Below are 12,345 nucleotides of genomic sequence, written 5' to 3'. Positions count from 1 at the left end.
TCCTCAAAACAATTCAAATGTAAGCACCACCAATTATAGTTTGTATATGTTTAACTTTCTTGTATTTTCTATGTTCTATTTCTTCGTTTTTATACTTTCATGCTATATTGCCGATATTTCACTCCTTGTCAGCGAATGGCTTTTCCCTCTAGAATGGGGGTAACAGATTTACCTTAAGGGGTGAGCAGCTTGGGAAAAAGAAAGAAATTATACACCCGCTTTTTTATGAGCCTGACCGCAATTTCAGTCTGCTGCATTCTTGTGCTGGCTGTTGTGATCTTTTATTGGTACCGGAATATTACGATAGACAACGTCAACAAGGCGAATCAGAATGTGCTGGTGAATACTGAAACCGTTTTTATAAATTATAAAGAGATTGTCCAGAATTACGCTATGGACTTCTATAGGAATCCGAACATCAACGCGCTCATGATGAACGGAGACACGAGCTGGAGCGACCAGTTGTACAGTGCCTTAAGCCAAATCCGCGGGGCGCTGGTTGTTAACCAGTATATGGAGAACGCCTACATCATGGGGGTAAATGAACCTGTTGCGATGTTTGAGAACCTGCCGCTAAGCCCGGAATCCAAGCTGGAGCTGTTCTCGCGGATGCGGAATAATGTGATTGTGGAGTCACCGTTTCTATGGAAGGCAACCTTAAACAACGGTACCCCAATCACTCTGCTCACCGTGTTCTATAACGACCGGGCGTTTGCGGACAGTGAATATTACGGGGCGGTAGCACTGACCGTCAATCTGGGCAAGCTGCAGAACAATCTGTTCACTCAAAAAGAGGGAGAAATCACCCGTTACGCGGTGCTGGACGGAAACGCATCCGTGCTCATGCACAGTGCACTATCCGGTACCCCGCTGGAAGAGGACATGCTGAAGCAGGTAGTGGCTTCCTCCCCGGAAAGAGGCTCCTTTGTCTACAGGGGGAGCGGAGAGCCGCAGCTGATTACCTATGTATATTCTGCTGCGGACAAGCTATGGTTTGTGTCGGAGACTTCCTACAAGGACAGCATCCGCGATATCTCCAATGCCCGCACCCTGATGACCGGCCTGTGCTTAGCATTGATTATTGCCGCTGCCCTAACCGCCAACCTGATCTCGCGGCGGATGTACAAGCCGATTGGCCGGCTGTTCGGCAATATCGTTCATCTGTCCGGCAATGAAGAGGCGCTTAAGACAGGCGGCGATTTCGATACCGTGAGCCAGGAACTGGAGCAGATTGGCGTAAAGCTGGAGCAGCTCAAGAAAGAGAGCGATGACAGCGCCTTGATGCGATGGCTGCTGTCCCCCCGGGGAACCCCGGAGAACAGCAGTACGCCGATGATGAGCATAGCCGCTTCCGGGGGAGCATATTGCGTATGCGTACTAACTTTGCTGGAGTCCGGACAATCTGAAGGCTCCGGGCAGACCTTCGGGGAGGGCATTGAGCAGATTGAACTGGCCTTCTCCGAACTAGCGGCCGTTCAATCCTTCCGTCCGCATCAGGGAACTGCTGTGCTGATTCTAAGTGAGCTGAGAAGCGGCAGCTTCGACGATTACGCCTTGTTCCGCGGCAAATGGGAGGACATTGCAGCCCGGCTTCAGCACTCAGATGTCAGCTGCGCCTTAGGAATCAGCGGACTGACGGATGACTTACACCTGCTGAGGGCCAAATACAACGAGGCTGCGGACAGTCTGCAGTATATTAAATTTCATGTACAGCAGAACATCATCTTTGCGGATGATACCATCCATCTCAACAGCAGCCCCATGCCTGACAGCGCCCTTGAACCGGTGCTGCAAGCCGTTAGGCAGACGGAGCTTTCGGGCCATATTCCGCAGGCGGTCGAACGATTGCTGGCCGTAGCCTGCAGTTACCGCGCCGAGTCAGCCACCATCGCTTTGGCGAGGCTGGCCTTTGAGCTCAGCCGCACGGCTGAGCTTAATGCAGACGTTCAGCAATCCGGCTTTCTCGATAATTACCAGCGCATCTGGCAGCTCCAAAGCTATGATAAGCTGCTGCATTGGATTGTGGACAGCTGTTATACCGCCCTCAAGCGGATTGCCAGCATGAGCGCTGTACAAACCAAGAGTATTGCTGTCGAAGCCATTTGTTACATCAGAGATCATTATGACGACTCCAGACTCTCCCTTAATGCGCTTGCCGACAAGCTCTCGCTAAGTCCCGCTTATCTCAGCAGGCTGATTGCCGACGAGGTAAACTGCAGCTTCCCCGATTTCGTTAACCTGCTGCGCCTGGAGCAGGCACAGATGTTATTAGTCACTGAGCTTGACTTGGATATCCGGGAAATTGCCGAGAAAGTGGGCTATAATAGCAGCACCTATTTTACAACCCAGTTTAAAAAGCGTTTTGGGATTACGCCCTCCAAATGGAGAATGAATCATATTCTGCAGAAACAGGAATCTTCCTGATTGCCGCGCAATAAGCAAGGAACCAAAACGGCTGTGCCATCCTCCACGGGATAGCGCAGCCGTCTTTGTTCTAACGTTCTTGGAGAACGCTACCCCATTAATCCTACGGCAACTCTTTAAGTGGAAAAAGGTTAACTAATTTGCCGGAATACCTTATCCTCGTGCAGATGAAGTGGAAAAAGGGACACTAATTCAGCCCATTTCGCCATTGTTCAAGAAAAGTTGCCCAATTAAGTTTACTTTTTCCACTTAAAGCTCAGGATTTCTTAATTTTCGGAAAAATAAGTTCCCTTTTTCCAACTAGCGCTTGCGAAGAAGCCGGGGAGCAAGCGCTAGTTGGAATGAGGAAATCTAGAGCGGCTGATTCCTCAGCTTTATAGTTTTCAGGATATGGCCAAACCGACCCCGCCGCTTCAAGAACGGTATATCTGCCGCTATTTATGGCCAAACCGACCTTCGCCACTCTAACAACGGTATTTCTACCGTTATTTATGGCCAAACCAGCCTTCGGCTCTTCAACAACGGCATTTCTGCCGCTATTTGTTAGAAATTCGTCCAAAGGTGTTTATCCCCAACTTCCTGCATAATTTATCCCACGCCGCTCCAAAATCAACGGGGCATGCTGACGACGGATCGTTGTATGATAGGCAGTCTTAGCGTCCTTTGACTGCATAGAGCTCATATTGTATAGCTCATATTGTTATGCCACATGCACAACGCTTGCCCAGAAGTCAGTTTGGACATGCATTGGGGGCCGTATGATTATTATGTGGGTCATTCTGCGGACACGGTGAGCTTCCTTCACGCTCGATGTGCAACCGTTGCGGACCGGAAAGCCGTTATTGATAGAAGATTCGTCTATTCTGCGGGTTAACGGACTCAGATGCCTTTATTTGTCCCTTTCCCCTTTATCCCAGGCTCCATCGAACGAACTAGTCGAGTAGGCGGGGGCGCTTTCCTATCCCGGATTGCCCCCCTTACCCCTCACAGATCCGTACGTGCCCAATTAAGGCATACGGCTCTTCAAGTTACCATTCACAGTTGCATACAAGTTGACCGTGATGCGAGGCTTTGGCAGCGGATTTCGTGCGAGGAAGGCTTTGAACTTCTCCAGCGTGAATGTTCGTTTCTGACTCCGTCGGTTACGCCATTTCCATATCGCATTTAACACCAGACTGTAGTAGCGGGAGATCCCGTGCCAGTTGTCTGACACGCCATAGTATTGGTAATGACCTCTTAGTTTCCTCCGTACGCTGTCCACGAACATCCCCTCCGGCTGGTGTCGGTTCTGACGAGCCCACTGCGTAATCTCCTTTACCCGCAGTCGAAACTTCTTTGGACTTGTTTTGCGTAGGAGTCGGTACTTTCCGCTTTTCCCTCTACCCCAGATGTGGCGGAACCCCAGGAAGTCGAAGGTCGCCGGCTTGGTCAACCCGGCTCGTTTACAGTCCACTTCCGCACCATATCCGAAACGAATCAGCTTCGTTTTCTCTTCCGCAATCGTCAGATTGAACTTTCCCATTCGCTCCTCCAGTGCCTCGTAGAACGCCTTCGCCTCTTCTTCCCGCTCAAAGCCACACACAAAATCATCAGCAAACCTCACCATCCCTGCTTTTCCCCGGCATCGCTTCCCCTTGATTTCGATCTCGAACCACAGGTCTAACACATAGTGGAGGTACACATTCCCAAGTAGGGGAGACAGATTGCCACCCTGCGGCGTGCCTTCCTCTGTTTCTTGGTAGAACCCTTCTTCCATTACGCCACCTTTCAAGAAGCGCCCGATGAGTCGCAAGAAGTTTGGGTCTGCGATGTCATGTTCCAGAAATTGTCTAAGCCATTCATGATCGACATAGTTGAAGAATCCCTTAATGTCTACATCCACAATGTAGCGCACGCCTTGTTTCATGATAAGTCGATCTAGTGCCTGCAAGGCTTGGTGTTGGCTTCTTCCGGGTCGAAACCCGTAGGAGCAGGGTAAGAACTTCTCTTCATAAATCGCGTTCAATATCTGGCTCATGGCTTTCTGGACGAGCTTGTCTTCGTAGGAGGGAATGCCGAGCGGGCGTTTGTTGCCGTTTTCCTTCGGAATGTACGTCCGCCTTGATGGTTTCGGTTTGTACGCCTGCCGCTTCATACGCGAGAGGAGGTCTTCCAGATTGGACTCCAGCTCTCTTTCGTATTCGGCTTTCGTTACACCGTCCACTCCTGCCGCTTTATCTCCTTGCATCTCCAGATGACAATCCCATAGCCTCTGTTTATCTAACAGATGGACCAGTGATGTCATCCGCTCTTTCGGTCGGTTTCTTGCTACTTCTGCTATTCTGGATAGTTTCGTATCCATCGCTTCTCTACCTCCGTGTGTAGTCGATGTTTCCCTCTCTCAGATCGGTTTCCTGCCTTCTCCTTCCCTCCACCAGCATTACCCGGTTTCTTCGGTACTACGAGTCGGTCCGACTCCCTGCGCACCATTTGCCTTTCTTCCTTTTGATCGGTTGGCAGGCATACTCTCGCACTTTTTCCTAAATAGTACTCCGTCGCGAAAGAGCCGCAGGGTCTCCCGAGTTGCTGCATGGTCATTGGTCAGCATGCCTGGCTCTCTGACTCCGGGGAAGCGTGGTCACACTCGCCATTTTTTTTCCGCGTGATCACATGTTGCCTTCCAGTAGCCGTAAACCGTCGGCCTTCCCAACGTACTCCTTTTCGGAGCTCTATCACTTTCAGGCCTACTACCTTCCTGTCTACGCTTAGCACTCTGCGTTACTGCAGACAGCCCAAGACTCGGTATTGGTGATGTGGCTTCCATCTTACCAAGCGGGGTTCACACCCGCTAAACCATGCAACCTAGCTCGGTCGCTCACGGCTCCTGAGTCCGCAACTGCTGAAAAAGCAAGGTTTTTGGCAAAATAAGGGCTCCTCGGTCCGCATCAGTCTGCGAATGGAGCCCAATCCCTCCTGTGGAGCCCAATTCTTCTGCATCGCTTATATCCACTGAGGCTTCCAAGATATCCACGTTTTTTTACACTGTATAATTTCCTAATACAATTAAATTAGGGGTAAGTCGCTTCCCCAAAACATATAATGAAACCCCTTCACCCCGCATATTCTGTGCAATCCCCCCTTAAATAAGGCTTTTTCACGCCTAAAGAACAAAAAAGTGATGTCTTTCCCGTTTTTTTAAACCGTCCTTTTCCGCTTTTTTAACTTTTTTTCGTTTATTATGATAGCGTTTACATTCCAGGCCGATTTATGATTTGCCTGTAAAGCGTTCTCCTGAAACAAGGAACAGAAATGACAACGCTATATAAAGGAGTGGACTGTTAATGATGCAAGAGGCTACACCGGAAACACAGGGACGGCTAAGTCCGGGAATCAGGACGGCCAGAGCCAAAAGCTTCCGTAAATCCCTAAAGAAGGACAGCACACTATACCTGCTCGCTCTTCCGGGGATCGTCATTCTGATTCTTTTTGCTTATCTGCCGATGAGCGGTCTGATTCTTGTCTTTAAGAATTACAACTTCAACGACGGAATCTTCGGCAGCCCGTGGGCCGGCTTCTCCAACTTCGAGTTTTTCTTCTCCAGCATGGAAGACTCTCTCAGGGCTACACGCAACACGGTCATGCTAAATGCGCTATATATGCTGACCGGCACGTTTTTTTCAGTGGCGATCGCCATTATCCTGAACGAGCTGCGCAGCAAATGGTTTATCAAAATCACGCAGAGCGTCATGTTTTTTCCGTACTTTATTTCTTGGATTATTATCGGGGCTATTCTGTTCTCCCTGCTGGATTACGACAAAGGCATTATGAACCAGCTGCTCCAAACGCTCGGCATCTCCCAGGTCGACTGGTATTCCAGCCCTTGGCTGTTCGTCATCATTCTGGTGCTGGCGAATATCTGGAAAAGCGCCGGCTACGGCGCCATCATCTATTATGCTGTCCTGCAAGGCATCGACACTTCCTATTATGAAGCCGCAAAAATCGACGGTGCCTCCAGATGGCAGATTATTACCAGGATTACGGTGCCAATGCTTATTCCGTCGATCATCCTAATGACACTGCTGGGCATCGGGGGCATGCTGAAAGGCGATCTCAGCATGATTATGGGAGTAACCTTCCTGAATCCGCTGCTTCTGCCGACTACCGACATTATCGATGTGTATGTATACCGCACAGCCATCCGTTCCGGAGAATTCGGCTTTGCTTCAGCCATCACGCTCTATCAATCCGTCTTTGGCTTCCTTCTGGTTCTGGTGGCCAACAAGCTGGCCGGCTGGTATGACAAAGACAGCAAACTATTCTAGGAGACTGATAAGATGCAAACTACCGAAAACAAAGGCCTGCTCATTTTCTTTTATTGCTGTATAGCTATATTTTCAGCCATCTGTCTGGTGCCGTTTATTCTGGCCGTATCCGGCTCATTATCCACCGAATCCCGAATCGCTGCGGAAGGATATTCGTTCTGGCCCAGAGGCTTCACCTTTGAAACGTATGAATTCCTGTTTGGCTCCAAGGCGCAGCAGATTCTGCGGGCATATTCCATGTCGGTGATCGTTACGGTGCTCGGCACCGTGTCGGCCGTACTGGTGACCACCGCTTATGCCTATGTCATATCTGTTAAAAGCTTCCGGCTCAAAAATTTCTTTGCCTTCTTCGCCTATTTCACGATGTTGTTCAGCGGAGGAACGCTGCCATGGTATCTGCTCAGCACCAAATATTATCATTTGGGCGATACGCTTATCGGCCTGTTCATCCCTTATGTGCTAAGTGTTTTTCTGATGTTTCTTATGGCCAACTATTTCCGCAGCATCCCGCATGAAATCGTGGAATCTGCGCAAATCGACGGTGCCGGACATCTGCGGATCTTCTTCAGCATTATGATTCCGCTGGGCCGGGTCGGACTGGTCACAATCTCGCTTTTTTACGCGCTGCAGTTCTGGAATGATTTTTATCTGCCGCTAATGCTGGTAACGGATCAGAAGCTCTATACGATCCAATATTTAATGTACAACATGATGGCAAACATCCAGTTCCTGGCCTCCGGCAATGCGGCTCAGGTCGGTGGAGCTATCATCGCACCGCCGCTGGAGACAGCCAAAATGGCGATGACCTGCCTGACCGTGCTGCCAATCGCCATATTATATCCTTTTCTCCAGCGTTTTTTTGTCAAAGGCATTATCGTGGGTTCGGTCAAAGGCTAATTCCCGGCAAAATGCCCTGTCATGTCCGGTTGCACCGGGTTTATGCTCCCCTGCACCTTGATGTACAATAAGACTTAAGGGAGCACGACCTTTGCAATAGATGCCTCAAACATTATGATTCTATTCAGGAGGGTTCATCATGAAAAAGAAAAAAGGTTGGTTAAGTTTGCTCCTGGCAGCAGGTTTCCTGGTAGGCGGCTGTTCTCAGGGAAACAATGAAAGCGCTGCCCCTAGTTCCGGAAGCGGAAATGAAGGTACACCTTCCGTTACGGATAACGGCAGTAAAGACGGCAGCCCATTGGCTCCCGCCAAACTGAAAATTGTGCTGTACGGGGATGAATCGAACCGGATGAAGGAACTGGCGAAGACAGAGTTCTACGACGTAATCAAGAAAGAAATCAACGCTGAGGTTGAATTTCATTTTCTGCCTTGGACAGAATACGGCGGCGGCAAAACCGACCTGATGCTGTCTACGGGAGAGGACTTCGCCACCTACACGGATGCCAATTACATGGTGAAATCTGTGGCAAAAGGGCTTTATGCCGATCTTACCCCCTATGTCAGTGCAGCAGCCGATTTAAGTAAAAATGTAGACGAGGCTTCCTTCAAGGCCTTTCAACTAGATGGCAAGCAGTATGCAATTCCGGTCGGCAATAAGCCGAATTCTGCAGAGTTCTACAGCGCGCTGGTCAGACAGGATCTGCTGGAGGAAGCCGGCATGACGCAGGTCACCTCGCTGAAGGAACTGGAGCAGTTCTATGATAAAGTGCATGCCATTCATCCCGAACTGATCGGGTACGCCAACACCGATGCCCGCCGGATTCTGCAATATGATTACACGGACAAAAACCTCTATTGGCAAAATGATTTTATTGCCCTGGACGAGTCTGCGAAAGATGATAAAATCATCAGCTGGTTTGAAACCGAGGAGTTCAAGAAGTATGCAAACCTGATGCGCGGCTGGTATGAAAAAGGAATCATCCCGAAATATGCCGCCACCAATGTTCCGCAGCTGCAGTCTGACTGGAACTCCGGCAAAGCGATGTTCTGGGCCGGTACAGCGGCACGTCCTTTTGAAGGGGCGGCAACGATTTCACAAGCAGTGCCTGAAGCCAAGCTGGTCAATTATTTCCTTGGCAGCGGCCGGCCAAAAATCAGCCGGGGCACGTACAGCACCGCCTTCTTCGTCTCTACCGCAGCCAAAGACCCTGAGCGCTATGTGATGTTTTTTAATCTGCTGCAAAAAAACCAGGAGCTGTACGACTTGTTCGCCTACGGGATAAAGGGAACCGATTATACGGTGGACGAGAACGGGCGTCTGACCAAAATAAACACCGATTCGCTGATCCCCGACTGGCTGCTGATGAACAAAAACTTCATCCGTTTCGACAACACCGTTCCGGATGAATTCATCGCTGAATACAAGGCTTGGGACGATGGGGCCATCATTTCCAAGGGTGCCGGCTTCAATTTTGACAATACACCGGTCAAGAATGAAGAAACGAAGCTGAACGGCGTATTCACGGAATACCTCGCACCCATCGGCAGCGGCTTCAGCGATTATGACACCGCCTTCCCCAAAGCGCTGGACAGGCTTAAAGCAGCGGGGATTGATAAATACATCGCTGAATATCAGAAACAATTTTCAGAATGGTACGCCAAGCAGAAGTAAGTCCTGCCACCGCGATCACCATACCGGCAATAAAGAAGCGTGGCTCCTCATGGGAGGCACGCTTTTTTGCACAAAAATCCAGACTCCTGACCGTTCAGCGCAGCCTTTGGCAGCTTAGAATTTCTTCCTGCCGGATTCTCTTTGAATAACTTCATGGTATATTCTTAAATAACTGTCAGTCATCTGCTTATTCGTGAAGTGTTTCTGAACATACGCTCTCAATAAGTGCGGCGAAGGATATCTCTTCTGCCGGACCTTAACTGCCATCTCACTTATGTTATTACAAATCAGGTTAGGAAATCCGGATAATATTTCCGGTACCGCACCATTTCTGAGCGCCAGCACCGGAGTACCGCAACCTAAACTTTCAATCAGGACCAGACCGAATGGTTCTTCCCATAATGTCGGGAATAGCACACATTCCGCATGCTTGAGTAGCTGCTGCTTCATTTTACCGCCCACAGGTCCAACATATTGGATATTGGGATTGTTCCGGATGCGCGGCTTGACCTCTCTCTCAAAAAATCTGGAGGCTTTCACGGGACCCGCGATAATCAGCCGTTTGCCAGTTTTTTCGGCAACTTGTATAGCTTGCATAACACCCTTATTCCGGATAATCCTGCCTATATACAACAGATATAAATGTTTCTCTGTGCTGAATTCATATTCACGTGTATTAATCCCATTGTATACGCAGAAGCCTTTGTTGTTCCCCATCAGCCGGCGGGCGCGTTTACTTACGTATACAGGGTATTTAATCCGCCGTTTGACCGGAATATGCACAGTGCATACCGTTGGAACCTTAGGATTAGTTACGCCGAGCGCGGAACGGAAAGTATGGTCATGGATAATATCAACCCGCTCAGGTAATTTTTTCAGCACAAATCTTGCTATGCTTTCGTGGCGGAGCCCCTTAGGATAGGTGATAAGCTTGGCCCTGCTCCTGCTCCCTAGAGCTGCAAATAAATAGACCTTATGCCCTCGTCTAACCAGCTCTTCCGTCAGCTCATAAACAATTTTTTCAGTCCCCCCTTTGATGGAAGGGACCGGCTGTGCGTTTGGATAATTCGAAATCACTTGTGCGATGGTTAATTTTCTGCTTTCCGGAAGCTTAATCAGCTTTTTCATACCAAAGAGATCCCCTCCAGTTTCCCCAAGAGATTTAGATAAACCAGCCTTAATTTCCGCGATGCTCCTGCTTATAGCTGCCGTAATCGGCCTATATACCGCTTGGGATACGCTGAAGTATCCAACCCCGTCGTCCGAACTTGTGATTTAGCTGCTCCTAAGGGTAAAAGGCCAGGGATAAAATAAACTATGCAATAAAATAAATCTTGCGTGGGCAGTAATCTTAGCGTTATAAACGAGAATTTTTTATCAGCAAAAAAACAACCTTCTAATTCCCAGTTTTACATTGAGATATAAAATATACATACAATCGAAGAAAATAAAAACGAAACAACACAGTAAAGATAATACTTCGACCAAATTAACGATGAAATGAATAACACTAAACTTATTATTAATATCCCTAAGTAGATCATCCTTGCTTCATCATTACCTGAAAGATACCCTCCCCCAACATTTAGCCTGTATCCTATGAATGCATACAAACTGAAGAATCCTGAAATAAGACTTGTGAAAATAGAAATAATAACCTTCATGTATTTTCTAATTTTAAACACCCTTTTCACTATATAAATTGAATATTCATGCAGCTCTCAGAAGACTAAAAAATCAGAATTCAATCCAATTCAATTGTAATCATTCCCTTTACACCTAATTATCGGTGTTTAACTTTATTTATGTATATATCCATAATCAATCGTTGTATCCATCCTGATAACCATATTGATTACACTCGGCTGAAACACTAACTTTGGAGCCTGCATTTTCATGTGAATAAAATAAAGAGCCGTTTAAGCCGTTCCTACATACATGTCTATAATGAACGTGTTATTGTGTTTACACCCGGTGATGTGCACGTCAGCAAGGATCAGATTCATGCACTTGTGTATGACGTTAAAAGCGGAACATGGTCGCGCAAATGGCGCTCTTTTCCGAATATGATTTATGACCGCTGCCGGATTCAGCGCAGCAAGCGGTTCGAGCAGCTGCTGCGCTTCCGCGCGCGCTACGGCCATCTGACCTTTCTGAACCGGCCGCTGCGCAATAAATGGACCGTGTACCAGACCTTCTTGCAAAAAAGCCGGTTCCGGCAGCATATGCCGGAAACCTTGTTATACCAGTCTTCCGCCGATCTGCACCGGATACTGAAATCCAGCCCGGTCGTCTATATCAAGCCGGCCAGCGGAACAGGCGGGCGCGGCATCCTGCGGATTGAGCGGCTGAAGGAAGGCAAGTCCCTCTACGATATCCAGGGACGCCGCCTGAGCCGGCAGATCATCGCTCCCCGCAAGGTCCCGCTCACCCGCCTGGAGTCCATTGTGCACCAGTGGTGCCTCGGCGGGCGGTTCCTCGTGCAGCAGGGCATCCCGCTGCGCCTGTCCAGCGGACGCTACCACGACTACCGCATGCTGGTGCAAAAGAACGGCCAGGGCGTGTGGGAGCTGACCGGCATGGCCGGCCGCGTGGGCGCTGCCCGCAGCGTCACCTCCAATCTCCACGGCGGCGGCCACGCCATCCGCGCAGAGATTCTGCTGAAGCAATGGCTCGGCAGCCAGGAAAAGGCCGAGAAAGCGATGAAGACCGCCGAGAAGCTGGGCCTCGACGCCGCAGCCTACCTGGAGGAAAGCTTCGGTACCCTCTGCGAGCTGGCCCTGGACCTCGCCATTAACCGCGAGGGCCAGATCTACGTGCTGGAGGTCAACCCCAAGCCCGCCCGCGAGGTCTTCTCCCGCTCCGGCGACAGCAGCACCTACCGCAAAGCGTTAACTCGCCCGCTGGAGTATGCGATGTGGGTGTATAAGAACAAAAATGCGCCGAGTCCGGCGAAGGTGGTTGGGGACTGAAGAGTTGGTACTCGAAATAAACAACCGCCCCTCTACATATAGAGGGGCGGTTGTTGCGTCGATAGTTTTGCGCGGCGCA

General features: G+C 49.4%; 8 protein-coding genes. 5 read left to right on the top strand and 3 right to left on the bottom strand.

Features of this window, described 5'->3' with window-relative positions:
* The first annotated feature begins 189 nt into the window (after positions 1-189).
* The gene (locus PRIO_RS11375) at positions 190-2,424 is read left to right on the top strand and encodes a helix-turn-helix domain-containing protein (RefSeq protein WP_046502384.1); all 2,235 of its coding nucleotides are present in this window, start codon (positions 190-192) and stop codon (positions 2,422-2,424) included.
* Between the two features lie 256 nt (positions 2,425-2,680).
* Here PRIO_RS11375 and PRIO_RS11370 read toward each other — a convergent pair whose 3' ends face one another.
* On the bottom strand, positions 2,681-2,983 hold the full coding sequence (locus tag PRIO_RS11370; protein ID WP_046502381.1) for a hypothetical protein: 303 nt from the start codon (positions 2,981-2,983) through the stop codon (positions 2,681-2,683).
* Positions 2,984-3,430: 447 nt separating this feature from the next.
* On the bottom strand, positions 3,431-4,765 hold the full coding sequence (gene ltrA, locus PRIO_RS11365) for a group II intron reverse transcriptase/maturase (protein WP_020427294.1): 1,335 nt from the start codon (positions 4,763-4,765) through the stop codon (positions 3,431-3,433).
* Between the two features lie 979 nt (positions 4,766-5,744).
* Between ltrA and PRIO_RS11360 the strand changes: the two genes are divergently transcribed.
* The 3 genes from PRIO_RS11360 to PRIO_RS11350 all read left to right on the top strand — a co-directional run bounded on the left by PRIO_RS11360 (position 5,745) and on the right by PRIO_RS11350 (position 9,294).
* Complete coding sequence (locus PRIO_RS11360) at positions 5,745-6,725, top strand: ABC transporter permease (RefSeq protein ID WP_020427293.1); 981 nt, start codon at positions 5,745-5,747, stop codon at positions 6,723-6,725.
* Positions 6,726-6,737: 12 nt separating this feature from the next.
* A complete protein-coding gene (locus PRIO_RS11355; protein ID WP_046502378.1) occupies positions 6,738-7,622 on the top strand; it encodes a carbohydrate ABC transporter permease in 885 nt (294 codons plus the stop codon).
* A 139-nt stretch (positions 7,623-7,761) separates the two neighbouring features.
* Positions 7,762-9,294, top strand: a complete 1,533-nt coding sequence (locus PRIO_RS11350) for a DUF3502 domain-containing protein (protein WP_020427290.1) — start codon at positions 7,762-7,764, stop codon at positions 9,292-9,294.
* Positions 9,295-9,408: 114 nt separating this feature from the next.
* Here PRIO_RS11350 and PRIO_RS11345 read toward each other — a convergent pair whose 3' ends face one another.
* Entirely contained in the window at positions 9,409-10,422 is a 1,014-nt protein-coding gene (locus tag PRIO_RS11345) for a glycosyltransferase (RefSeq protein ID WP_046502375.1), read from the bottom strand.
* A 770-nt stretch (positions 10,423-11,192) separates the two neighbouring features.
* Between PRIO_RS11345 and PRIO_RS11340 the strand changes: the two genes are divergently transcribed.
* Complete coding sequence (locus PRIO_RS11340; protein WP_020429853.1) at positions 11,193-12,266, top strand: YheC/YheD family endospore coat-associated protein; 1,074 nt, start codon at positions 11,193-11,195, stop codon at positions 12,264-12,266.
* Positions 12,267-12,345 lie beyond the last annotated feature (79 nt).

It is taken from the genome of Paenibacillus riograndensis SBR5 (genome assembly GCF_000981585.1).
Lineage (GTDB): Bacteria > Bacillota > Bacilli > Paenibacillales > Paenibacillaceae > Paenibacillus_AQ > Paenibacillus_AQ riograndensis.
This window is presented reverse-complemented; position numbering and strand designations above follow the sequence as displayed.

What these genes read in the sequence shown, in the direction of transcription:
- PRIO_RS11360 (WP_020427293.1), top strand. Translation starts at nt 5,745, where the DNA reads ATGATGCAAGAGGCTACACCGGAAACACAGGGACGGCTAAGTCCGGGA.
- PRIO_RS11355 (WP_046502378.1), top strand. Translation starts at nt 6,738, where the DNA reads ATGCAAACTACCGAAAACAAAGGCCTGCTCATTTTCTTTTATTGCTGT.
- PRIO_RS11350 (WP_020427290.1), top strand. Translation starts at nt 7,762, where the DNA reads ATGAAAAAGAAAAAAGGTTGGTTAAGTTTGCTCCTGGCAGCAGGTTTC.
- ltrA (WP_020427294.1), bottom strand. Translation starts at nt 4,765, where the DNA reads ATGGATACGAAACTATCCAGAATAGCAGAAGTAGCAAGAAACCGACCG.
- PRIO_RS11345 (WP_046502375.1), bottom strand. Translation starts at nt 10,422, where the DNA reads ATGAAAAAGCTGATTAAGCTTCCGGAAAGCAGAAAATTAACCATCGCA.